This is a genomic window from Nocardioides sp. (assembly GCF_014360585.1).
In the GTDB taxonomy this organism is placed as follows: Bacteria; Actinomycetota; Actinomycetes; order Propionibacteriales; family Nocardioidaceae; genus Nocardioides.
Genome location: NZ_JACIXG010000030.1, coordinates 25463 through 48191 on the forward strand (window position 1 = coordinate 25463; position 22729 = coordinate 48191).

24 protein-coding genes and 2 tRNA genes are annotated in these 22729 nt (G+C 67.5%); 7 read left to right on the forward strand and 19 right to left on the reverse strand.

The annotated features are described in order from the left end of the window. Nucleotides 1–10: 10 nt before the first annotated feature. Entirely contained in the window at nt 11–793 is a 783-nt protein-coding gene (locus H5T77_RS12030; protein ID WP_292649494.1) for a DUF881 domain-containing protein, read from the reverse strand. Between the two features lie 50 nt (nt 794–843). Between H5T77_RS12030 and H5T77_RS12035 the strand changes: the two genes are divergently transcribed. Then, the gene (locus H5T77_RS12035) at nt 844–1305 is read left to right on the forward strand and encodes a cell division protein CrgA (protein ID WP_292649497.1); all 462 of its coding nucleotides are present in this window, start codon (nt 844–846) and stop codon (nt 1303–1305) included. Between the two features lie 144 nt (nt 1306–1449). On the opposite strand, the gene H5T77_RS12040 is transcribed toward H5T77_RS12035, so the two are convergent. The 6 genes from H5T77_RS12040 to H5T77_RS12065 form a co-directional block, all read right to left on the reverse strand. Beyond that, nucleotides 1450–2256, reverse strand: a complete 807-nt coding sequence (locus H5T77_RS12040; RefSeq protein WP_292649500.1) for a rhomboid family intramembrane serine protease — start codon at nt 2254–2256, stop codon at nt 1450–1452. 106 nt (nt 2257–2362) lie between these two features. Continuing rightward, entirely contained in the window at nt 2363–2872 is a 510-nt protein-coding gene (locus tag H5T77_RS12045; protein WP_179660452.1) for a peptidylprolyl isomerase, read from the reverse strand. A gap of 70 nt (nt 2873–2942) precedes the next feature. Continuing rightward, nucleotides 2943–3266 (reverse strand): DUF3817 domain-containing protein, encoded by a 324-nt coding sequence (locus tag H5T77_RS12050; RefSeq protein ID WP_292649581.1) that lies wholly within the window; start codon nt 3264–3266, stop codon nt 2943–2945. Continuing rightward, nucleotides 3148–4203 carry an SURF1 family protein gene (locus tag H5T77_RS12055; RefSeq protein WP_292649506.1) on the reverse strand — a complete coding sequence of 352 codons (1056 nt, stop codon included), beginning with the start codon at nt 4201–4203 and terminating at the stop codon, nt 3148–3150. Before H5T77_RS12055 ends, H5T77_RS12050 begins: the two co-directional genes overlap by 119 nt. A gap of 81 nt (nt 4204–4284) precedes the next feature. Beyond that, nucleotides 4285–5187 carry a hypothetical protein gene (locus tag H5T77_RS12060; RefSeq protein WP_292649508.1) on the reverse strand — a complete coding sequence of 301 codons (903 nt, stop codon included), beginning with the start codon at nt 5185–5187 and terminating at the stop codon, nt 4285–4287. 176 nt (nt 5188–5363) lie between these two features. Further along, nucleotides 5364–6401: a TauD/TfdA family dioxygenase gene (locus H5T77_RS12065; protein ID WP_292649511.1), complete on the reverse strand. Its 1038-nt coding sequence runs from the start codon at nt 6399–6401 to the stop codon at nt 5364–5366. A 336-nt stretch (nt 6402–6737) separates the two neighbouring features. Between H5T77_RS12065 and H5T77_RS12070 the strand changes: the two genes are divergently transcribed. Together H5T77_RS12070 and H5T77_RS12075 are read left to right on the forward strand one after the other, a co-directional pair. Beyond that, nucleotides 6738–7070, forward strand: a complete 333-nt coding sequence (locus H5T77_RS12070; protein ID WP_292649514.1) for an ArsR/SmtB family transcription factor — start codon at nt 6738–6740, stop codon at nt 7068–7070. Nucleotides 7071–7073: 3 nt separating this feature from the next. Next, nucleotides 7074–7676 (forward strand): SRPBCC domain-containing protein, encoded by a 603-nt coding sequence (locus H5T77_RS12075; protein ID WP_292649516.1) that lies wholly within the window; start codon nt 7074–7076, stop codon nt 7674–7676. 73 nt (nt 7677–7749) lie between these two features. Here the strand turns inward: H5T77_RS12075 and H5T77_RS12080 are convergent. From H5T77_RS12080 to H5T77_RS12090, 3 genes are all read right to left on the reverse strand, one after another. Then, a tRNA-Ala gene (locus H5T77_RS12080) sits at nt 7750–7825 on the reverse strand. Nucleotides 7826–7842: 17 nt separating this feature from the next. Beyond that, nucleotides 7843–7962 carry a DLW-39 family protein gene (locus H5T77_RS12085; RefSeq protein WP_292649518.1) on the reverse strand — a complete coding sequence of 40 codons (120 nt, stop codon included), beginning with the start codon at nt 7960–7962 and terminating at the stop codon, nt 7843–7845. 80 nt (nt 7963–8042) lie between these two features. Then, nucleotides 8043–8987, reverse strand: a complete 945-nt coding sequence (locus H5T77_RS12090) for a hypothetical protein (protein ID WP_292649520.1) — start codon at nt 8985–8987, stop codon at nt 8043–8045. A gap of 72 nt (nt 8988–9059) precedes the next feature. Here H5T77_RS12090 and H5T77_RS12095 point away from each other — a divergent pair, with 72 nt between their 5' ends. Continuing rightward, nucleotides 9060–9989 (forward strand): MBL fold metallo-hydrolase, encoded by a 930-nt coding sequence (locus H5T77_RS12095; RefSeq protein ID WP_292649523.1) that lies wholly within the window; start codon nt 9060–9062, stop codon nt 9987–9989. A gap of 26 nt (nt 9990–10015) precedes the next feature. Here the strand turns inward: H5T77_RS12095 and H5T77_RS12100 are convergent, their stop codons facing one another. Together H5T77_RS12100 and H5T77_RS12105 are read right to left on the reverse strand one after the other, a co-directional pair. Continuing rightward, nucleotides 10016–10186, reverse strand: coding sequence for a hypothetical protein (locus tag H5T77_RS12100; RefSeq protein WP_292649526.1), 171 nt, complete (start codon nt 10184–10186; stop codon nt 10016–10018). A 561-nt stretch (nt 10187–10747) separates the two neighbouring features. Next, nucleotides 10748–10821, reverse strand: a tRNA-Ile gene (locus tag H5T77_RS12105). A 155-nt stretch (nt 10822–10976) separates the two neighbouring features. Between H5T77_RS12105 and H5T77_RS12110 the strand changes: the two genes are divergently transcribed. Continuing rightward, nucleotides 10977–11960, forward strand: coding sequence for a hypothetical protein (locus tag H5T77_RS12110; protein WP_292649528.1), 984 nt, complete (start codon nt 10977–10979; stop codon nt 11958–11960). A gap of 65 nt (nt 11961–12025) precedes the next feature. Here the strand turns inward: H5T77_RS12110 and H5T77_RS12115 are convergent, their stop codons facing one another. The 5 genes from H5T77_RS12115 to recF form a co-directional block, all read right to left on the reverse strand. After that, complete coding sequence (locus H5T77_RS12115; RefSeq protein ID WP_292649531.1) at nt 12026–12601, reverse strand: DUF3566 domain-containing protein; 576 nt, start codon at nt 12599–12601, stop codon at nt 12026–12028. Continuing rightward, nucleotides 12601–15300, reverse strand: a complete 2700-nt coding sequence (gyrA, locus tag H5T77_RS12120; RefSeq protein WP_292649534.1) for a DNA gyrase subunit A — start codon at nt 15298–15300, stop codon at nt 12601–12603. Before gyrA ends, H5T77_RS12115 begins: the two co-directional genes overlap by 1 nt. 49 nt (nt 15301–15349) lie before the next feature. Beyond that, nucleotides 15350–17413 (reverse strand): DNA topoisomerase (ATP-hydrolyzing) subunit B, encoded by a 2064-nt coding sequence (gene gyrB / locus H5T77_RS12125; protein ID WP_292649584.1) that lies wholly within the window; start codon nt 17411–17413, stop codon nt 15350–15352. A 353-nt stretch (nt 17414–17766) separates the two neighbouring features. Continuing rightward, the gene (locus H5T77_RS12130; protein ID WP_292649537.1) at nt 17767–18348 is read right to left on the reverse strand and encodes a DciA family protein; all 582 of its coding nucleotides are present in this window, start codon (nt 18346–18348) and stop codon (nt 17767–17769) included. Then, nucleotides 18341–19504, reverse strand: coding sequence for a DNA replication/repair protein RecF (gene recF / locus H5T77_RS12135; RefSeq protein WP_292649540.1), 1164 nt, complete (start codon nt 19502–19504; stop codon nt 18341–18343). The genes H5T77_RS12130 and recF overlap by 8 nt, the downstream gene beginning before the upstream one ends. Nucleotides 19505–19533: 29 nt before the next feature. Here recF and H5T77_RS12140 point away from each other — a divergent pair, with 29 nt between their 5' ends. Continuing rightward, nucleotides 19534–19956: an NINE protein gene (locus H5T77_RS12140; RefSeq protein WP_292649542.1), complete on the forward strand. Its 423-nt coding sequence runs from the start codon at nt 19534–19536 to the stop codon at nt 19954–19956. A 22-nt stretch (nt 19957–19978) separates the two neighbouring features. Then, nucleotides 19979–20377 (forward strand): DUF2752 domain-containing protein, encoded by a 399-nt coding sequence (locus tag H5T77_RS12145; RefSeq protein ID WP_292649544.1) that lies wholly within the window; start codon nt 19979–19981, stop codon nt 20375–20377. 51 nt (nt 20378–20428) lie between these two features. Here the strand turns inward: H5T77_RS12145 and gnd are convergent, their stop codons facing one another. Next, nucleotides 20429–21319 carry a phosphogluconate dehydrogenase (NAD(+)-dependent, decarboxylating) gene (gene gnd / locus H5T77_RS12150; protein ID WP_292649546.1) on the reverse strand — a complete coding sequence of 297 codons (891 nt, stop codon included), beginning with the start codon at nt 21317–21319 and terminating at the stop codon, nt 20429–20431. A 92-nt stretch (nt 21320–21411) separates the two neighbouring features. Further along, nucleotides 21412–22551, reverse strand: coding sequence for a DNA polymerase III subunit beta (gene dnaN / locus H5T77_RS12155; RefSeq protein ID WP_183542400.1), 1140 nt, complete (start codon nt 22549–22551; stop codon nt 21412–21414). Nucleotides 22552–22729 lie beyond the last annotated feature (178 nt).

A 22729-nucleotide genomic window follows, 5' to 3' on the forward strand; every position in this document is an offset into this window, starting at 1 on the left:
AGCCCCTGTCTCAGTTCTGCTGAGGCAGGGGTTTTGCGTACTTCACGTCGAGCAGGCCGTCGTAGGCAGGCGCGGTGAGGTAGGTCAGCGGCTTGAGGAACCAGCCGATCTGAACGCCGGGGTCGCGGGCGTCGGCACGGTAGTTCTGCACGTGGTCGTCGCGGTCGATCGCGGCCTGCAGTTGGTCGGGGTCGCCGACCGCCTCGATGACGTACGGCTGGGGGTAGGGGACGCCGTCGAGCTGCACCGTGCTGCCGGAGCACTTGATGCCGGTGGTCGTGATGATCCGCTTGCCGGCGATGGTGACCGCCTCGGCGCCGCCGGCCCACAGCGCGTTGACGACGGCCTGGATGTCCTGCTGGTGCACGACAAGGGAGTTGGGGTCGTCGCCGGTGTAGCTCTCCTGGACCTCCGAGGGCGCGTCGCCCAGCACGATCTGCATGCCGGCACCGCTGTGGTCGGAGGTGCCGGCCGGATCGGCGAGCTTCGCCGACTGGTTCTGGAGCTTCTTCACGTCCTTGTCGCTGACGCCGCTGGTGAGCTGGTCCACCTCGCCCTGCAGGTCGGTCAGCTGGGCCTCGAGGCGGTTGTAGCGGCTTCGCTCGCCATCGACGAGCGTGGCCAGGTCGTCGTAGCGGCCAGGACGCAGATCGGTGCCGTCCGCGTTGACGAAGCTCACCGCCAGCAGGCCGCCACAGAGCAGCACCACGACGGGCGTGCCGACCCGCCACGAAGTCGCGCGGGACCACCGCTTTCGCTTTCGGGTGGGGTTAGCCTGGGTTCCGGAGCTCACGAGCACTAGGGTATGCGCAGCAATCACATTTTGTCTGAGGAGCATCACCCGTGGCCAAGCTCAAGCTCTCGAAGAAGAGTGATCTCGACCTGCCCAAGGATCCGATCTTCACTCCCCGCTTCGGGGTCGCCCTGTTGCTGATCGCCCTCGGCATCGGCTGGATCGCCTACTACTACGTCGGGGTCCGCCCCAACGAGATCGGCGGCGACTTCACCGGGCCGAAGCCGGTGCAGAAGCTCGAGGGGTGGAACTACCTGATCGGCTTCCTCTTCCTCTTCACGGGCCTGGCCGTCGCCGCCCACCCGAAGACTCCGCTCGGCCGTGGCCGCGGCGTCGTGGTCGGCATGCTCGGGTGCTTCCTGATCGGCTTGATCTGGATCTGCGTCTTCTACGTCTTCGCCAACGACCACCTGGACAAGATCCCGGTCTTCAACGACCTGGCTCAGAAGAACCTTCTGGTCGGCATCGGCTTCATGGCGGTGGGTTTCACCTTCGCCACGAAGTGGGAGTGACCCTCCCCGTAGACCACGAAAGCGGCGCAATCCTTTGGGTTGCGCCGCTTTGCGTTACACCGGTGTAGTTCTCCACAGGCTCCTCCACAGCTGTGGATTTGTCCACGCCGTGAAAACGCTGCTAAAACACCCGCCCTCAAGGCGTCAGAACGACACCATCCGTACGCCGACCAGGGCAAGCAACACCAACGTGAAGCCGGCCAGGGCAGCCCATTGCAACGGCGCCTTCCGGTCGGCGCGGAGCGAGGTGAAGATGCCCGCGACGACGAGACCGCCGATGAAGCCACCGAGGTGCCCCTGCCACGAGATGCCGTTGCCGAAGAAGGTGATGCCTGCGTTGATCAGGAGGATCGGCAGCAGCGGGGCGAGCGACTGCCCGGCCCGGACGAAGAGCACCACGAGGACACCCAGCAGACCGAAGATCGCGCCCGAGGCGCCGACGGTCGACCCGGCCGGTGCCGATGCCCACACGATCAGGGCAGAGCCCGCCAGGCCGGAGATCACGTAGAAGACCAGGAATCGCAGCCGGCCCACGATCGGCTCGAGGAACGAGCCGAGCAGGTAGAGAGAGAACATGTTCACGGCCAGGTGGATCAGCGAGACGTGCGTGAACATCGAGGTCATCAGCTGCCAGACCGCGCCGTCATCGACTCCTGGCATCCATTGGTAGCCGCTCGACCGGCAGAGCTCGCGGGGCACCGCGAACCCGCCTTCCGGCGTGAGGCAGTAACCCTGCAGCCGGATCGCGAGGAAGTCGGCGATCCTCGAAGCGGAACGACCGGTGAGCATGATGCTCAGCCACACCAGGACGTTGACACCCAGGAGCGAGAAGGTCACCGGGAGCGCCCGGAACCCGACCCGCGCGCCGGTGAAGCGCTTGGGCTGGCGTACGGACTTCTGGCCTTCACGCACACACTCGGGGCAATGGAAGCCCACCGAGGCGGGCGTCATGCAGTCAGGGCAGATGGACCGGCTACAGCGCTGACAGCGGATATGCGTCTCACGGTCGGGGTGGCGGTAGCAGGCCGGCACCCCGACCGGGGTCGAGTCGGACAAGCTAGACGATCTCGACGGTCTCGATGACGACGGGCTCGACCGGGCGGTCCATCGCGCCGGTCTTGGTGCCGGAGATCGAGTCGACGGCCTTCTTCGACGCCTCGTCGGCGACCTCACCGAAGATGGTGTGCTTGAAGTTCAGCCACGGCGCCTGGCCGGTGGTGATGAAGAACTGCGAGCCGTTGGTGCCGGGGCCGGCGTTGGCCATCGCGAGCAGGTAGGGCTTGTCGAAGGTGAGCTCGGGGTGCGGCTCGTCCTTGAAGGTGTAGCCCGGACCGCCCGTACCGGTGCCGAGAGGGCAACCGCCCTGGATCATGAACCCGGGGATGACACGGTGGAAGCCGAGACCGTCGTAGTAGGGGACGCCAGAGCGGTCGGCGTCGTCCTTGTACTCCTTGGTCCCCGTGGCGAGGCCGACGAAGTTGGCGACCGTCTCCGGAGCGTGGTTGGGGAACAAGGTGATCGTGATGTCACCGTGGTTGGTGTGGAGGATGGCCTTCTGGTCAGCCATGACCTGCCCTTCCGACATTGGGATTGGTACGGGATATAACGCCCCGATCCTCCCACATGGACGGTCGAGATCAGGCGGCTGAGGTCTCGATCGCGACCCGCGTCATCTTGGTGGCGCGGTGCTCGGCCCAGAAGCTGAGCAACGGGATGGTTCCGCACACAGCCGTGACGATGGTGAAAGGCATCGGCCAGGCTGCCTTGCGTGACAGCAGAAAAGCGGTCAGCAGGAAGATCATGTAGAGCCAGCCGTGAGCGACACCCAGATACTCCGAGATGTCAGCGCCCAGCTGCCAGCCGGCGCCGCTGCCCTTGGCCAGCCAGGCTGCGTCGCTGACCCAGTACCCGTAGTGGAGCGGCAGGCCGATGAGGCACAGCACGACGAGCAGCACACCCACGATGGTGGCCATGATCCGATAGGCGGTCAGATTGCCGGAAAGACTCACGCCTTGGAGGGTACGTGGCTTTCCTGAGCCGCTTTCTCAGGGGTCGGCATCGCTTCCTCGTCGTTGTCGTCGTCGTTGTCGTTGTCGTGTCGTTGTCGTTCTCGGGACGGGGACGCAGGGTGTCACGCATATAGCGCCACCACACGTAGATCGCGAAGACTCCGAACAGCCACCACTCGATCGCGTAGAGGAGGTTGCGCAGCCCGGTGGTCGCGTCCGGCTCGGGCAGTTGCGGCGCCGGCACATCGGCGACGTCCGTGGCGCCCTCGTTGACGGGCATCGAGCTGGCGGGCCAGTTGTCCTCGACCGGCGAGCGCACCACGTAGGCGCTGTAGAGGTCGTAGCTGGTGCGCGAGATCAGGTCGGAGATGTCGAGCTGCGGGAAGACGTTGTCGGACTTGCGGTCGTCGGCGACGTCGGTCCAGTCGCTGGGCTGCAGCCAGCCCGTGACGGTGACGTGTCCGCGTGGCGCGGGCGGTGCGGACCCGACCTCCGGCGTCCAGCCGCGCACGACGTAGACGGCCGACTCGGTGTTTTCGACCAGTACCGGCGTGACGGCCCAGAAGCCCACCTGAGAGCCCCGCTCCATCCCGTCGATGAAGATGGTCTCCTCGGGCATCCAGATCCCGGAGACGGTCACCGGGCGGCCGATCTGCTCCCACGGGAAGGCGTCGTTGGGCCCGATCACGTCGCCGAACACCTTCGGCTTCGCATGCACCAGCTCCGCGACCTGGTCCTGCTTGTCCTGCTGGCTGGACTCGTACTGCCACACCCCGAGCAGCACGGCGCCGGTCACGAAGATCACCACCAGCGCGTGTGCACCCCAAAGCCTGGGGGAGAAGATCCCAAGTGGATAGGCGCTGCGCGGGGGACTGGTCTGGGCGGCCATAGCAGCTCCCAGAGTACGGGGGCCTAGGGCGGGCCCCTCAATCCGGCCTCAACCGGCGCTTCCGGATTGACGGGCCCGCCCTCAGTCGCAGACCGCGAATGGGACGGGCTTGCTGGTGACCAGGGTGGCGGCCGTCACCGGGTTCGTCACGCGGAACCCGATCCGCCCCGTCGACGGGTCGGCGACGCCGTTGGTGAAGACCTTCTTGTACGCAGCGGCCTGGTCGCCGAGCTCGAGCCGGACGAACAGGTCGTCACGGTCCTCGCCGAGGCGCAGGGTGGCGATTCCGCCGCCGAACTCGACCGAGTAGGCCTCGACCGGCGCGAGCCGGGTCTTCTCCTTCGGCCCGCCCTCGGCGCAGCCCTTGACGACGTACGTCGAAGTGGCCGGCCCTCCGGCGACGGCGACCATCGCCTCCTGGGCGGCCCAGTTCTCAGCATCCGGTGTCACGGTGTTCTTGGTGATCAGGTGGGTCTTCGGGTCGAACTCGGCACCCTTCAAGGGACCGACACCGGCCTTGATCGCCGGTCCGGGCTTCACTCGGTCGGCGACCTTGATGACGAAGCCCTCCTTGCCGCCGCCGGCGAACCTCGCCTCCCAGGTCACGTCGGCCGCGCCCCACTTGAACTTGTCACGCAGGCGCTGGTCGACCTCGCGCAGCAGACCGCCGCTGACCTGCGCGGCCTCTTTGTCGGCCCGCCTCCACAGCTCGTTCTGATCCGCGGGACTCGACCTGCTGGTGACGGCGTCGAGCCCGAAGAGCGACTTCACCTCGTCGTAGTCGGTCACCGCCAGCGTCTTCGCGCCGTCCGGCACGAGCGTCATGGCGGCCTCGACGGGGTCCATCGTCGCGGCGTACACGGGGTAGTCGGCTTCCGCGGGGGCTGCTTTCGGCCTCTTCGGCTCGTCCTCCTCGCCGCAGCCGACCAGCGCCAATGCCAAGCCAGCGGCCAGCACGGAGATGCCCCATCGCCTCACGTTCACCTCAGCGAGTATTCCCGATCCCCGTCACGCGCGACGGCACATCCGCCAGCCGGATGGGTGTCCACATCCGCCGAGGCGTCAGCCGCGTCGTCCGAGGCGTCAGCCGCGTCGTCCGAGGCGTCACGAAATAGATGGAGGCCGCAGGCAGAATGCCTGCGGCCTCCTTGTCCCGAGCGTCAGCGACCAGCGCCTGTGAGCTCAAGGGATTCAGGGAGAGGCTCGAGCACCGGATCGATGATCCTCGACGAGGCCTCCGACCGAGCGACCCGGCTGCGGCGCAGGTCCTTGACGGTCGTGAGGCGGCGCAGCCAACGGTCGGTGCCGTCGTAGCGAGCCGTGAACGGTTTGCGGCCGTGCAACGCACGGTGGTTGTCGACGATGAGGATCTCGCCCGGAGCCAGCGCGACGTCCTCGACGTTCGCGGAGAGCTCCATGATGAGCAGCTGGAGCGCCCGGTCAGCCTCGACATCGCCCGGCAGGGCCGACATGTAGGGCGGGTCGAGCCGGACGTCGGGCGCCTGCGGGGAGCCGGAGAGAACCGCGGTCGGGGCGGCGAGCAGCTCACCCGCGCTGACGCCGGCCTCGCGGAGGTTGCGCAGGTGCTCGTCGTCGGGACGGATCAGGTAGCGCGGCTCGAACAGCGGAGCGTACTCAGGGCCGGTCACGTCGATCGAGCTGATGCCGACCGCAGTGGTCGGGACCATGTCCTCGTTGCGGAGCGAGATCAGGCCGAGGTGGTCGCACCGAAGGCTGCTGAACGCGTCCTCGATGTGAAGGTCGAGCACCACATCGCTGCTGTGGCCGGTCTGCAGGCTCTCCTGCTTCTGGATCGGCAGGATGTTGTTGACCAGCTGGCCACCCTGCAGCGAGGACCAGGAGACAGCGTCGCCGAGCTGAGCCATGATCAGCGCGAGCCAGAAGTCGGCCATGTGCGGCGCTTGTGCCTCGGGGTGGTTCCAGTGCGGCGGGGTCGGGCCGGCGGTCACCGGGAGACCGCTGATCACCAGAGCATCGGTCGCGTCGCCGTAGCGGAATGCGCGGATCGCCTGGGCGACACTGTCGGGAAGCTCGCCGCCGAGGAACGGCGCGGTCTCGAGGAACTCCGAAGCGACCGGGTTCTCGAACCGGTCGAGCAAGGACTCCGACAGCTTCGCTGCGGCCTGGGACTCTACGGGGGTCATCTCGACCCGGGTGACTACGGACTTTGCGCCCACGACATTGACCTTTCGGACTTTGCGGTGGAGGGTTTCGTCAGAGCGTTTTCTGGCGCCCGCCAAAGGACTTCGGTTGCTTTCAGGACCACTTTGTTCCGCCGTACGGAATTCAAACGAGTGATAGGTCCAAATATCGAGACGATAGGTATTAGGCCCCTTGCGCAAACAGCCTGAACCTGTTTAGGGAATGTATCTACATTGCCGTTTGCCGGTTACCGGCAAATTGCCCGCAGAGCGCGGGTTTCAGCACCCGATCAAGGGGCGCCAAGCACGGCTGGGAACGACGAAAACGGACATGCCTTGACAGGCATATGCCAAGTGAGGCATGTTTTAGAGGTGCCCACCCGAGACATCTTCAACGCGATCGCCGACCCGACCCGTCGGCAGATCCTCGACCTGCTCTGTCAGCGCGAGATGGCGGTGGGTGAGCTCGTCGAGACCCTCGGGCTCGCCCAGCCGAACGTGTCCAAGCACCTGCGGACACTAGGCGAGGCGGATCTCGTGCACGTACGCATCGACGGCCCGCGCCGCCACTACCGGCTGCGCGCCGAGCGGCTCCGCGAGCTGGAGGAGTGGCTGGCACCTTACCGACGCAGGTGGGCCGACCGCCTGGATGCGCTCGAGCGCCACCTGGACCAGCTCGACGACCCCGACCACGAGGAGGACTGAGAGATGACCGAGACGACCACCGGCCCCCTGGGCGACGTGCTCCGCGACGGGGAGCGGATCGGGCTTCGCTACGTACGACTGCTTCGCCACTCCCCGGAGAAGGTGTGGCGGGCCCTGACCGAGTCTGACGGACTGCGGCACTGGTTCCCGACCGACATCGTCGGTGAGCGCGCTGCCGGAGCGCGGCTGAGTCTGCCGTTCTGGCCCGAGGGCCTGGAGCTGGCGAGCACCGCCGAGGCGATCGAGGAGATGGGCGTCGACCCCGGCAGCTATGTCTCGGAGGGCGAGCTGCGGGTGTGGGACCCGCCCCGGGCCTTCGAGTTCACCTGGGGGATGGACGGCCGCGCCGACCTGACCGACCTGCTCCGCTTCGAGCTCGAGCCCATGGCGGACGGCACCCGCCTCACTTTCACCACCTGGCTCGGCGGCCCCATCCACAACACCGACACCGCGGTCGGCTGGCATGTCTGCCTGGACGAGCTCGCCGACCTCCTCGACGACGGCCCGACGGCTCCATCCGAGGAGACGTCAGCCCTCCTCGTCCAGCGGGTCAAGGACCGGACCGACGAGCTGCGCCCGAAGTACGCCGCCCTGATCCCGGCCTGAGCAACCGCGTCCGGAGGGCGAACGAATTTCGTTCGCCTGCTGAGGTTAATACTCACTCAGCACTCTCGAACTCTGGTGGAGCGTAGGGGACTCGAACCCCTAACCCCCTGCTTGCAAAGCAGGTGCGCTACCAATTGCGCCAACGCCCCGGACGGGTGTCCGTCGGTCACCTCACCTTGTCGGTCGCGTCGGCCCAGTGACTCTTATCGATGTTCGACTGGTCGAGCTTCTTCTTGGCGAGAACGATGCCAGCCGCGGCCAGCAGTACGAGGACGATCTTCTTCATGTCTTCTCCTGCGAGTCGTGGTGAGCATCGCTGCCCGTTAGACCAGGAAAGCGTACCGGCCAGCCATGAGGCGTACGAAATCACCCGCCGTTGGAGTCGGGCGCCAGGCCGAGGGAGGCGATGGGCGTGCAGGTCATGTGGGTGCTCGCCCACATTCGTCCGATGAAGATCCCGAACCCGTACGCCGCCGCCCGGCTGTAGGGAGAGGCGCCGGACTCGTAGGTCGTGATGAGCTCGCCGGAGACCTCGACGATCGCCTCGGCCATGTTGGGGAACTTGTACGTGCGCTGCACCGCGCCGACCGTGCCATCCGGGTTCCGCTCGCAGATGAAGATCGTGCTCGGCCGGTGACGGCCGAACGAGGAGGAGAAGACGTACTCGTCGCTGCGTACGACGACGCCCTGGACCTGCGGCGGGGTGGTCGTCGAGAGCACCGGCTCGGAGAAGTCCCACTCGCCGTTCTCGGCCCGGGCGTAGGCGAAGAGCGTCTGCTTGCCGAAGCCTCCGACATAGAGACGGTCTTCGCGGACCCGGCAGTAGGAGCCGGCCGCCACCTTCGCCGGCAGCTCGATCGGCTCCACCTCGGCGCCCTTCGCCGATCCGCGGATCGCGGAGAGCGAGTAGCGGTAGAGCCGACCGGCGCCGCCGGTGCCCTTGGAGACCCACACGTCGTCACCGTCGATCGCGACACCGCCGGCGTGCCCGGGGCCGGCCTTGCCGTCGTACCCCATCAGCAGCACCTCGGCGGCGGTCTGGCCGCTCTTCAGGTCGACCAGCACCAGCGCCGACCCGTGGTCGTGGGAGTAGTAGCTCTGGGCCAGCAGGTCGGTCTCCGGGTCATGGCCGAGCCCCTGCGGGGTCCAGTCGCCGACGCCACCGGTGGCCAGCGTCTTGGGGATGAGCGGGCCGACGCGGCCGCCCAGCCGCTCCACCCACCTGTCGGTGCGCTTCATCCCGCCCCGGACCCATCGGCGCGTACGGCCTGGGACGGAGTCGAGGTCGAACGGAAGGTCGATCTTCGTCATGTCCGTGATGTTCGCATGCGACTCCTACCGTGGGCGGATGGCGTACCGCCCGATGATCGGTACGTTCCTGGTGTGACGAGCGATCCCACTGCATCTCCGGCCACGCCGACATCCCGAGAGCTGATCGGTGCCGTGGGCGGATTCGCGCGCGGCCTGCTGCGTCCACGGCGGCCGGACGAACGCCTTCTCGCCTCGATCACCGACGCCGGCCTACCCCGGGGCGACCGCACGGTGACGGTACGCACGATGCCTCAGGTGCCGCGCAGCCTCCCGGCCGGCGGCCTCATCGAAGGGGCGGGCCTGCTCCGGCGCGTACGAAACGCGATGACCTGCTTCATCGTCATCCACCCCGAGGCGACGTTCGTCGTCGACCCTTCCTACTGCCGCGACGCACCCGGCCGGGCCCTGACCGAGCTCCCGAGCCTGCTTCGTCGGCTCGTGGCACCTCCGGCGGACACCGTTCCCACCGTGGACTCGCTCCGATCGGCACAGATCCAGCCAGACTTCGCCCTTCCCACCCACGCACACTGGGACCACGTCTGCGGCCTCCTGGATCTGCCCGGCCTGCCGGTGCACCTGCGCACCATCGAGCGCGACTGGATCCTCGGCCCCGGACGGCCTCCCGTCGGGGGAGTGCGCCCGGCCCTGACCGACGGCCGGGCGGTGGAGACGTACGACCTCGATGGTCCGCCCGTCGCGACCTTCACCGCCTCCCACGATCTGTTCGGCGACAGCTCCGTCCTGCTCGTCGAGCTCGCCGGCCATACGCCGGGCAGCATCGGTGTCCTCGCCCGCACGCCCTCGGGTTGGGTCCTCATCGCCGGCGACGCCGCCTGGCACTACGACCAGGTCGACCTGATCAGACAGAAGCCGGCCTTCCCTGGCGACCTCGTGGACGAGGACCGAGACGCCGCCTTCGCCACCCTGCACCGCCTGCACCTGGCCCGTCACCTGATGCGGGTCGTCCCGACCCACGACCACGACGCATCCGGCCAGATCTAAGCCGTCGCCCGGGTCGTTGCCTGTCGTCATCGCCGCCGGTCGTTCCACACGTTGATGTTGCTCTTCGCCGGCCGGATCTCGTTGAGGGGGAGCCAAGCGTGCCGGATCTCCGGAGCGGCGTACGTGGTGTCGACCCAGATCACCCACGCGCGCCACCTGCCCTTGTGCAGCTCCCACTTGAGCACGAGGCCGGGCATGGGTGGCGGATGGTTCCGACGTTGGCGATGCACCCATACGTGCAGCCAGTGCCTGGGCTCCGGCCAGGCGTCGTTCTTGGGAGGGTTGGCCGACACACCTCATCGTATCGAACGCATGTTCGAGAAAATTGAGAGGCCCGCGACCGGCCGGACATCTGGGTGTGGTGTATTCCTTCGGTACCTGGCTCCTCGGTGCGGTTCTCTTGTTGGCCGCCTGGGAGAAGCTCCAGTCCCGTCGGGCGGAGAATCGGCTGCTGCAGCGGGAGTCGTGGTCGGTGCGGCGTGCCCTTAGGCGGATGAAGCGGAGTCGCGACGAGTAGCAGCTGCGCCGGTGTGTTGAGAGCGTCTTGGTCTATGGGCTGAGGCGCTCTTCTCGTTGTGGTCCGGTGCCGGCGGGACGGGGGGGTGCGCGTAGAGCCCGGTCGCCGGGAGGTCGGGGCCTCGGAGCCGCCAACGCAAGGTCTGGAGCCGCTCTGGACGCCAGCAGCGACGATGGAGGGAGGCGGAGCACCAGGCCCGAAAAGCAGAAACGCCCCGAACCGGAGTTCAGGGCGAGTGCTGTGCGCTTAGGAGGACTTGAACCTCCGACCCCCACATTATCAGTGTGGTGCTCTAACCGTCTGAGCTATAAGCGCAGGCGCCAACTGGAGGGTGGAAGCCCCTACCAGCAGGCGAGAGGAACATTACCCGGCCGCTGCCCAGGGAACCAAAACGATGGGCCGCCGTCGACCTTGGGGAGGTCTGTCCGAACCCGGTTCGGACAGACCTCCCCAGGGTTAGAGTTTGCGGCATGTCCGACTCGGGGGACCTTCAGGCGATCTTCGCGCGTGAGGACGCGGCGCGGATGCTCGATGCTCAACGGCGGATGCAGGACGGGGTCGCGACCTATGCGCAGCTCACTGCAGGCGGCCTCAGGAGGATCGACATCGAGAGAGCCGTACGCCGCAACGAGCTGCGCCGAGTGCACCCGCGCGTCTATGTCGACCACACCGGGCCACTCACCTGGGAGCAACGGGCATGGGCAGCGGTGCTCTACGCCGCTCCGGCCCTGCTGTGCCGCGACAGCCTCGAAGCTCCACGCGGGCGCGACGACGGTCGACCCATCCATGTCGCCATCGATCATTCGCGCAAGGTGCTACCCCAGCCCGGCATCGTCGTACACCGGATGCGCGACCTCGAACGAAAGGCCTACGGAGGCACGCCGCCGCGTCTCAAGGTCGAGGACAACGCACTGGCCATGGCACACGAGGCCAGGTCCGAGATCGAGGCGATCGCACGGGTCGCTGAGGTGGCGAGCCGGTCCTTCGTCACTGCGGCCACACTCCAGAAGGCCCTGAACCGCGCGCACTCCTTACGCCGCCGCAAGCTCATCCAACGGTTGGTGGATGACCTCGCCACCGGCACGCACTCGGTGCTCGAGCACGGCTACCTCACGAAGGTCGAGCGGGCTCACGGCCTGCCGGCGGGACGGCGCCAGTCGCCGCGGCTCGGCGCATCCGGCAACCAGTTCCGCGACGTCGAGTACGAAGGGTACGCATTGGTGGTCGAACTCGATGGCGCGCTCGGCCACGACTCCTGGCGCGATCAGGCCCGAGATGCGGACCGTTCGTTGGACGACCTGGCGGAGCTGGGAGCAGTTACCGCGAGACTGCGGTTTCACCAGGTGTTCGACACCCCATGCCAGACCGCAGCCCGCGTAGGACGGGTCCTCGCCAGGAACGGCTGGAACGGAAAGGTGCGGCGCTGCGGGGAGACCTGCCAACTAAACGTATGAACCTGGGGAGGGTTATCCGAACCACGCTCGGACAACCCTCCCCAGGTTGCAGACTCTCGTCGGGTTCAGTTCTCCGTGAGCTCGACCTCGACGCCGCCCAGGAGCGCGGCGGCCATGTTGTAGAGGAACGCGGACAGAGTGGCTACCGCCGTCATCAGGACGATGTTGACCACCGAGACGACCATGGTGAAGCCCATGATGCGGGAGAGGCCGAGGTAGTCCTGCACGTTCCAGCCGGCGCTGGAGTCACCGACGACGTCCTTGACCGCTTGGTTGATCGCGTCCCACACACCGGCGGCACCGAGCACCGACCAGATGACGAAGACGGCGACGATCACCACGACGCTGAGCGCGATCGAGAGCAGGAAGGCCATCTTCATGACCGACCACGGGTCGATCCTGCTCAGGCTCAGCCGGGCCCGGCGCCCCGGCCCGCCGGCCGCGGCCCGCTCCGCGCCGGCAGGGCCGGAGGTGCGGGCGGTCGAGGCCACCGCGGAGGCGGCTGCAGAGGTCGTGCGCTTGAACTCACTGGCCGCGTTGGCGACCGTGCCCGTGAGGCGCTGGGTCACCGGCTGTGCGGTCTCGTTCCGCTCGGTCATCGCGACTCCCCCGGTCGTGTCGTCGGCGGTGCGGTCCGTCATCAGGATTCATCTTCCGTGGTCGACTCGGACGACGCTCCGTGCTCGCCGTCTTCACCGATTGTGACATCATCTGCAACCTCTGTCCCGGCGACAGCTTCATCATCGACCTCACGGGCCTCGATGGAACGGGCCACGACAGCGACCGAGTCGCTCTTCTTGGGCGAGACGAACTTGACGCCCTGGGTGGAGCGACCGGTGGCCCGGAAGTCGGCGTTGATCGGGCTGCGTACGACCTGACCGGTCGCGGTGATCGAGAGGATCTCGTCGCCGTCGACCACGATGAACGCACCGACCAGGCCGCCGCGGTCGGCGTTGGCCAGGGCCATCGTCTTGATGCCCAGACCGCCGCGGGACTGCAGCCGGTAGTCGGAGATCTTCGTACGCTTGGCGAAACCGCCGTCGGTCATGGTGAAGACGAACTGCTCCTTGACCTCGTCCGGCGACTCGGCGCCCGAGACGGGAGCGGCGACGTCGGCGGTGTCCTCGTTGGCCTCGGAGAGCCCGGCCGCGATCTCGGCGGCGACGTGCTCGGCCCGGATGACCGACATCGACAGCAGCGAGTCGCCCTCACGGAACTTCATGCCGGTGACACCCGACGTCGCTCGACCCATCGGGCGCAGCTGACCGTCGTCGGCGCGGAAGCGGATCGCCTGACCCTTGCGGGAGACCAGCAGGATGTCGTCCTCGGAGTTGACCAGCTCGGCGCCGATCAGCTCGTCGTCGTCCTCGCGGAAGTTGATCGCGATGACGCCCGCCTGACGAGGCGAGTTGTAGTCCGCGAGGCGGGTCTTCTTGATCAGACCGGACCGGGTCGCCAGCACGAGGTAAGGCGCCTGGTCGTAGTCGCGGATCGCGAGCACCTGAGCGATCGACTCGTCCGGCTGGAACGAGAGCAGCCCGGCGACGTGACCACCCTTGGCGTCACGCGCCGCCTCGGGCAGGTTGTAGGCCTTGATCCGGTAGACCCGGCCGGCGGTGGTGAAGAAGAGCAGCCAATGGTGGTTGGTGGTCGCGATGAAGTGCTCGACCACGTCGTCGCCGCGCAGGGTGGCACCGCGTACACCCTTCCCGCCGCGCTTCTGAGTGCGGTACTCACCCGCGAGGGTGCGCTTGGCGTAGCCACCGCGAGTGATCGAGACGACCAGTTCCTCGTCGGGGATGAGGTCCTCCATGGAGAGGTCGCCGTCGGCCGCGATGATCTGCGTGCGGCGGTCGTCGCCGTACTTCGCGACGATCTCCTCGAGCTCCTCTCCGACGATCCGGCGCTGGCGGGCGACGTTGGCGAGGATGTCCTCGAGGTCGGCGATGATGACCTCGAGGTCGGCGAGACGGTCGACGATCTTCTGCCGCTCCAGCGCCGCGAGACGACGCAGCTGCATGTCGAGGATCGCGTTGGCCTGGATCTCGTCGATCTCGAGCAGCCGGATCAGGCCCTGGCGGGCGTCGTCGACCTCGGGGGAGGAACGGATCAGCGCGATGACCGCGTCGAGCTGGTCGAGCGCCTTGACCAGACCGCGCCAGATGTGGGCGTCTTCCTCCGCCTTGCGCAGCCGGAATGCCGTACGCCTCCGGATGACGTCGATCTGGTGCTCGACCCAGTGGGAGATGAACTGGTCGAGGGTCAGGGTGCGCGGCACCCCGTCGACCAGCGCCAGCATGTTGGCGGAGAAGTTGGTCTGCAGCTCGGTGTGCTTGAGCAGGTTGTTGAGTACGACGCGGGCGACCGCATCGCGCTTGAGCACGACGACGAGCTGCTGCCCGGTGCGGGAGGAGGTGTTGTCCTTGACGTCCGCGATGCCCTGCACCCTGCCGGTGTCGGCCAGGTCGGCGATCTTCTGGGCGAGGTTGTCCGGGTTCACCATGTAGGGGAGCTCGGTGACGATCAGGTTCGTACGACCCGACTTGTCCTCGTCGACCTCGATCACCGCACGCTGGGTGATCGAGCCACGACCGGTGCGGTAGGCCTGCTGGATGCCCTCGTTGCCGACGATCAGCGCGCCGTTGGGGAAGTCGGGGCCCTTGATCCGCTCGAGAAGCGCGTCCAGGAGCTCCTCACGAGTGGCGTCGGGGTGCTCGAGCGCCCACTTGGCACCGGAGGCGACCTCACGCAGGTTGTGCGGCGGGATGTTGGTCGCCATGCCGACTGCGATGCCGGCCGAGCCGTTGACCAGCAGGTTGGGGAACCGCGCCGGCAGGATGGCCGGCTCCTGGGAGCGGCCGTCATAGTTGGGACCGAAGTCGACGGTGTCCTCGGTGATGTCGCGGACCATCTCCAGCGCCAGCGGCGCCATCCGGCACTCGGTGTAACGCATGGCCGCGGCAGGGTCGTTGCCGGGCGAGCCGAAGTTGCCCTGGCCGTGGATCAGCGGGTTGCGCAGCACCCACGGCTGCGCGAGCCGGACCAGGGTGTCGTAGATCGCCGAGTCGCCGTGGGGGTGGTAGTTACCCATCACCTCACCGACGACACGGGCGCACTTGGAGAACCCGCGGTCGGGGCGGTAGCCCCCGTCGTACATCGCATAGAGCACCCGGCGGTGGACGGGCTTCAGGCCGTCGCGTACGTCAGGCAGCGCCCGGCCGACGATGACGGCCATGGCGTAGTCGATGTAGCTGGCCTGCATCGAGGACTGCAGCTCGATGGTCTCGATCCGGCCGCCGGCAGCGGTCTGCCCGGGGCCTTCCGGAGGAGTGTCGGTCACGATTTCACTTTCTGCATGCGTCTATCGGTATCTAGGGCCTCGGCGAGACTCAGATATCGAGGAATCGGACGTCCTTGGCGTTGCGCTGGATGAAGGAGCGTCGCTCGGCGACGTCCTCACCCATGAGGATGGAGAAGATCTCGTCGGCGTGAGCGGCGTCCTCGAGGGTGACCTGGAGCAGCAGTCGCTGCGACGGGTCCATCGTGGTCTCCCACAGCTCGTCGGCGTTCATCTCGCCCAGACCCTTGTAGCGCTGGACCGCGTTCTCCTTGGGCAGCTTCTTGCCCTGCTCGAGACCGTCGCGCATGAGCGCGTCGCGCTCGGAGTCGGAGTAGACGAACTCGTGCTCGGCCGGCTTGTTCCAGCGCAGCCGGTAGAGCGGCGGCTGGGCGAGGTAGACGTAGCCCTGCTCGATCAGCGGCTTCATGAACCGGAACAGCAGCGTCAGCAGCAGGGTGTTGATGTGGTGACCGTCGACGTCGGCGTCGGCCATCATCACGATCTTGTGGTAGCGCAGCCGGTTGATGTCGAAGTCGTCGTGGACGCCGGTGCCCAGCGCCGAGATGATCGACTGGACCTCCTGGTTGGCGAGCACCTTGTCGATCCGCGCCTTCTCGACGTTGAGGATCTTGCCTCGGATCGGGAGGATCGCCTGGATGCGCGGGTCCCGGCCGGACTTGGCCGAGCCGCCCGCGGAGTCACCCTCGACGACGAAGATCTCGCACTCTTCAGGGTTGGTCGACTGGCAGTCGGCGAGCTTGCCGGGCAGACCGCCACCGCCGCCGATGCCCTTGCGGTTACGGGCGAGGTCGCGGGCCTTGCGGGCGGCGATCCGGGCCGAGGCGGCAGCCATCGACTTGCGGATGATCTCCTTGCCCTCGGCCGGGTTCTCCTCCAGCCAGGCGCCGAGGCGGTCGTTGACCGCGCCCTGCACGAAGCCCTTGACCTCGGTGTTGCCGAGCTTGTCCTTGGTCTGGCCCTCGAACTGCGGCTCGCTGATCTTCACCGAGATGATCGCGGTGAGACCCTCACGGATGTCGTCACCGGTGAGCCGGTCCTCCTTCTTCTTGATCAGGCCCCACTCCTCGCCCCAGCGGTTGATCAGGGTGGTGAGCGCGGCACGGAAGCCCTCTTCGTGGGTGCCGCCGCCGGGGGTGTTGACCGTGTTGGCGAAGGTGTGGACCGACTCGTTGTACGAGGACGCCTGCCACTGCATCGCGATCTCGACGCTCATCGGGTTGGGCGCCTTGTCGTCGGTCTCGGTCTCGAAGGCGATGATGCTCGAAACCGGCGTCTTGCGCTTGTTCAGGTGGTCGACGTAGTCGGCGAGACCGCGCTCGTAGTAGAAGGACTGCTCCAGGACCCGCTCGCCGTTGCCGGAGCTGTGCAGCTCGTCGGCGCCGTCGGTGTCCTGCTCGACGGTGCCGTCCTCGACCGCCTCGGCGATCGCGGACGCCTGCGGCCGCTCGTCGCGCAGCTCGATCCGCAGCCCCTTGTTCAGGAACGCGGTCTCGCGGAAGTGGCTGGAGATCGTCTCGAGGTTGTACTCGGTCGACTCGAAGATGTCGCTCGAGGCGTTCCACGAGATCGTCGTGCCGGTGCGCTCGCCCTCTTCGAGCTCGCGCACCTCACGAAGGTCGTAGTCGGGTACGCCGCTGGTGAACTGCTGCTCCCACAGCCGGCCCCGGTTCTTGATCTCCATGTGGAGACTGGTCGAGAGCGCGTTCACCACGGAGGAGCCCACGCCGTGCAGACCACCGGAGACCTTGTAGCCGCCTCCGCCGAACTTGCCACCGGCGTGCAGCACGGTCAGCGCCAGGGTCGCGGCGGGGATGTCCTGGCCGGACGCGGTGTCGGTCGGGATGCCTCGGCCGTTGTCGGAGACGCTCACCCAGCCGTCCTCGCGCAGCGTCACCTTGATGGTGTCGCAGTAGCCGGCGAGGGCCTCGTCGACCGCGTTGTCCACGATCTCCCAGATCAGGTGGTGCAGTCCGCGGGCCCCGGTCGAGCCGATGTACATACCCGGTCGTTTGCGGACCGCTTCGAGCCCTTCGAGAACCTGGATGGCAGACGCGTCGTATGCGAATCCGTCTACGGTCTTGTCGTCCGGCATGGGATTCGTCTGGTCGGCAGCGGTCACCGGTGCGATCCACCTGTCATTTCGGTCCGGAATCGGACGTGGTGTCGGTCGGGCATACAGCGGGCCGACCTGCGCCGGGTAGTGGCACCTAGGACGGTCGACCCAATCCTCATAATACCCCGTAGAACCCCGGATTCCACGCAGGCAGCCCATCCTGAGGGGGAACTGTGATCGAAATGAGCGTCTGTGCGTCTCCTGACGGCGTCTCTGCGCCCTCAGCAGGGGGCTCGGTGAGTCCCTATACGTCCTCAGGGCGCCTAGAGCGGCAGATCGGGGCTCACGCGCCGAGTCTCGAACACCTGTTCACGAGTGGCCGAGCTTCGGCCTCAGCCGTAGGTGTCGCGCGGCCCCCGACCGTCGCGTAGACCGCGGGGCCCCTTCTTCCACGAGGGCAGATGAGGACCGAGCACCTCGATGAGGAGGACCGTGCCGTGGCCAAGCTCCTCGTTGAGCCGCTTCACCAGGGTCGGCGCGAGCAGCTTGAGCTGGGTGGCCCACGCGGTCGAGTCGGTGCGCACGGACAGCTTGCCGTCGGCGTACGACTCAGGGGTGGTGTGGTCGGCGATCTCCTCGCCGACGATGTCCGACCAACGGGCCATCACGCCGTGCACCCGCAGCGAGGTGTCCCAGCCGTGGTCGTTGACCATCCGGCTGACCACCGAGTCGATGAGCTGGGGGTCGCGGTCGTCGGGGCGGGCGCCGGAGACCGTGCCGCGTCGGGTGGCGTTGTCCAGCCGCGTACGCCGCTTCTTCCGCATCCCTGCCTTCGGGGCGGGCATCTTGGCTGTGGCCCGGGTCAGCGAGCGGGCGAGGTCTAGGCCGTCGGCGCGCTTCTCGGGCTGTTCCTCTTCCTCTGGCGTGGTCTCGACAAGCTCGACCACCGGCTCGTCCACTGGCTCGTCACTCATCGCGGGTCACCTCGCCGGCCGTGACGTGGTAGCGAGCCCCGGCGAGCGCGGCGGGTACGTCCTCGGGGACCGCGGCGGTGACGAGGACCTGCTCGGCATCGGCCACCAGCTCGGCCAGCTGGACACGCCTTTGGCTGTCGAGCTCCGCGAAGACGTCGTCGAGGATCAGGATCGGGTCGTCGCCATCGGCCCGCAGCAGGTCGTACGCAGCCAGCCGGAGCGCCAGCGCGAAGGACCAGGACTCGCCGTGACTGGCATAGCCCTTGACCGGGAGTGGCTCGGCGCCGGCGCCGTGTCCTAGGTGCAGCAGCAGATCGTCGCGGTGGGGGCCGACCAGGCTGATGCCACGGTCGAGCTCGTCCTTCTGGCGTCTCGCCAGCTCAGACAGGATCAGCTCGCGAAGGGACTCCACGCTCGGGGTGGTGGTCTCGACAGGCTCGACCACCTCGACCACCGACTTGTAGGTGATCTCGGCATCGTCCCGGCTTGCGCCACGGGCGACCGTCTCGTAGGCCTTGCCGACGTACGGTCTCAACGCCTCGACGAGGGAGAGTCGCTGAGCGAGGATCTCGGCGCCGATGCTGGCCAGGTGTTCGTCCCAGACGGCCAAGGTGGCCAGCGCACCCTCTCGCGCGGAACCGCGTGCGAGGCCGGCGGTCTTGAGGAGCGAGTTTCGTTGCTTGAGGACGCGGTCGTAGTCGCTGCGCACCCCGGCCAGGCGGGGGGAGCGCAGGATCATCAGGTCGTCGAGGAAGCGTCGCCGGTCGGAGGGGTCCCCCTTGACGAGGGTCAGGTCCTCGGGGGAGAAGACGACGGTGCGGACCAGCCCGACCAGGTCACGGGTGCGGGGGAGCGGGCTTCTGTTGATCCGGACCTTGTTGGCACGGCCCGCGTTGATCTCGACCTCGAGCGTCGCGGTGCGACCGTCACGCACCACCGCGGCGCGCACGACGGCTTGGTCGGCACCGGCCCGGACCAGGGGCGCATCGGTGGCGACCCGGTGGGACTGCAGCCGGGAGAGATAGTCGATGGCCTCGACCAGATTCGTCTTGCCCTGGCCGTTTCGCCCGACGAAGGCCGTCACACCTGCCTCGAGCGGGACCTCGACGCTCTGATAGGAGCGGAAGTCGTGGAGAGAGAGGTGTGAGACGTACATCGGATTTCCTCTCTCGTTAAGGTGCCTGCATGACCCAGTCTCCCAACCCTTACGGCCCACCTCCAGGGCAACCCGCCTACGGCGCACCGGCAGGGCCTTTCTATCTGTCGGTGATGGGCCAGGTCCACGGGCCGTACCCGGTCGAGCAACTCGCCCACATGGCGGCCGCGGGCCAGATCAAGTCCGACACCCCGGCCAGCCTCGGCACCGACCAGCAGTGGTTTCCCGTGAAACAGGTGCCGGGTGTCTTCTCGAGCCGGGAGTGGCTCGTCGCGCTGCTGCTCTCGATCTTCCTGGGTGGGTTCGGAATCGACCGGTTCTACGTCGGGCAGATCGGGCTCGGCATCCTCAAGCTGGTCACCTGTGGTGGCTTCGGGATCTGGGCGGTCATCGACATCATCCTGATCATCGTGAGAAAGTTCCCGGATGTCGACGGCAAACCCCTCGCCTGACCTGCGTCAGCGCGTTGCGGCGGTGAGCTCCACGGAGATCACCGCCGCCATCGGCGTCGGCGGAGTCGTGATCGCGACGCTCCTGCCCGCCGGCGGCATCGAGGACGGCCCGGTGCTCTGCCCGTTCCGTGCGCTCACCGGCCTGCCCTGCCCGGGCTGTGGCCTCACCCGGTCGTGGGTCTACCTGATGCACGGCGACATCGGCCTGGCGCTGGCCAGCAACTGGTTCGGCCCGGTCCTCATCCTGGCGGTCATCGCCTTGGTCGTCACCTCCGTGCGCGCCCGGTCTGCCGGGAAACGCCCCGCTGACCTGGACAATCTCGTCCGCAAACCGATCGTGCTCGGGACCTTCGCGCTCTTCCTCACCTACGGTGCCGCGCGCCTGATCCTCACCCTCGCCGGAGTAGTAGACCCCATCTAGGTGGTCGAGCCGGTGGTCGAGCTTGTCGAGACCACCCTCACAACCGAGGACTCAGGCCTCGGACTCCGAGATCACCGCGTGCCCACCGAACCCGTTACGCATCGCGGCGACCGCCTTCATGGCGTGGTCGTCCTTCTGCCGCGAGACGAACCGCGCGAAGAGCGAGGCCGAGATCGCGGGCATCGGGACGGCGTTCTCGATCGCGGCCTCGACGGTCCACCGGCCCTCGCCCGAGTCTTCGGCGTAACCCCTGATCTTGTCGAGGTGCTCGTCGGCGCGCAGCTGCTCGACGAGAAGATCGAGAAGCCAGGAACGTACGACCGTCCCGGTCCGCCACGACGCGAAGATCTCCGGGACGTTGTCGACGATGTCGACCTTGTCGAGAAGCTCCCAGCCCTCGGCGTAGGCCTGCATCATCGCGTACTCGATGCCGTTGTGGACCATCTTGGAGAAGTGGCCGGCGCCGGGGGTCGAGCCGCAGTGGACCAGACCGTCCTCGGTGCCGGACGGCTTGAGCGCCTCGAAGGCGGGCATCACCTTGGCGGCGTTCTCGTCGGAGCCGCCGTACATCAGGGCGTAGCCGTTCTGAAGACCCCAGACACCTCCGGAGACTCCGCAGTCGACGAAACCGATGCCCTGCTCAGCGAGGCTCTCGGCGTTCTTGGCGTCGTCGGTGTACTTCGAGTTGCCGCCGTCGACGACCAGGTCGCCCTCACCGAGGAGCTCCTTGAGCTCGGCGATCGTGGAGCGGGTCGGCTCGCCTGCAGGCACCATCACCCAGACCACCTTGGGGCTGGGCAGCGCCTCGACCATCTCCGCCAGACTCGCCACGTCGGCGAGGTCCGGGTTGCGGTCGTATCCGACGACGGTGTGGCCAGCCTCCCGCAGCCGGGTGCGCATGTTGCCACCCATCTTGCCGAGGCCGACGAGTCCGATGTGCATACGAGATTTCCTTCAGATTCGGTGGTCGAGCTCAGATCCGGTGGTCGAGCTTGTCGAGACCACCCTACGAGCGAGGTGTGAGCGAGAGACGGTCAGGAGAGCAGGCGCCGCGGCATCAGCAGGTAGCGGAACCCCGGCTCCTCGCCGCCCTCGGCCGGCTTGCCGCTGATCACCACCGGCTTCGGAGCCTGCGTGAAGGCGAGCTCGACGACCTGCTGGTCGATGGCCTGCAGCCCGTCGAGGAGGAACTGTGGGTTGAACCCGGTGGTCAGCCCCTCACCCTCCATGGTCGCCTCGATGGACTCGGACGCCTGGGCCTCGTCGCCGGAACCCGCGTCGAGGGTGAGGACGCCGTCCTCGAAGACCATCTGGACCGCGGTGTTGCGCTCGGCGACCAGCGCGACGCGCTTGACCGACTCGATCAAGGAGGCCTTGTCGACGAGCGCGGTGGTGAGGTGCTCGGCCGGGAACAGGCTGCGCACCTTCGGGAACTCGCCGTCGAGCAGGCGCGTCGTGGTGCGTCGTACGCCACCCGCGGCCGCGCCCTCGAAGCCGATGATGCCCTCGCCGGTGCCGGTGGTGGACAGCGCGAGGGTGACCTCGCTGCCGCTGGTCAGCGACTTGGCGGTGTCACCGAGGACCTTGGCCGGCACCAGCGCGGCCATGCTCTCGTCGGGGGTCGCCGGGTTCCACTCGAGCTCACGGTGGGAGAGCCGGAAGCGGTCGGTGGCGAGCAGCGAGATCGTGGAGCCCTCGATCTCGAGTCGCACGCCGGTCAGGACCGGGAGCATGTCGTCGCGGCCGGCGGCGGTCACGGCCTGGGCGACGGCGTGGGCGAACAGCTCCGACTTCACCGTGCCGGCAGCGGTCGGCATCTCCGGCAGGGTCGGGTAGTCCTCGACCGGCATCGTCTGCAGGCTGAACCGCGCGCTCCCGCAGGTGAGCGAGACGCGGGATCCGTCGGTGACCATCTCGACCGGCTTGGCCGGGAGGCTGCGGCAGATGTCGGCGAGCAACTTGCCCGACACCAGTGCCTTGCCCTCGTCGGCGACCTCGGCCGAGAGCGTCGCTCGCGCTGAGGTCTCGTAGTCGAAGGTCGAGAGCATCAGGCCCTCGTGACCCGCCTCGATCAGGAGGCCGGAGAGCACCGGGGTGCTGGGGCGGACCGGAAGGCTGCGGGCAGCCCAGGCGACAGCATCCGCGAACACGTCGCGGTCGACGCGGAACTTCACGATGACCTGTCCTTCTTCTAACTCGACATCGGGGCTGTTGAGGACATGCGGTCCCGGTTGTGCTTGAACCTTGGGGGAAGACGCCACCGGTTCCGGAACGCCCCCGCGTTGACATGACCTGGAGTACGCATCCTGCCACGGACCGCCGACAACCGGTAAGCGCTCAGCCGTCTCGGCT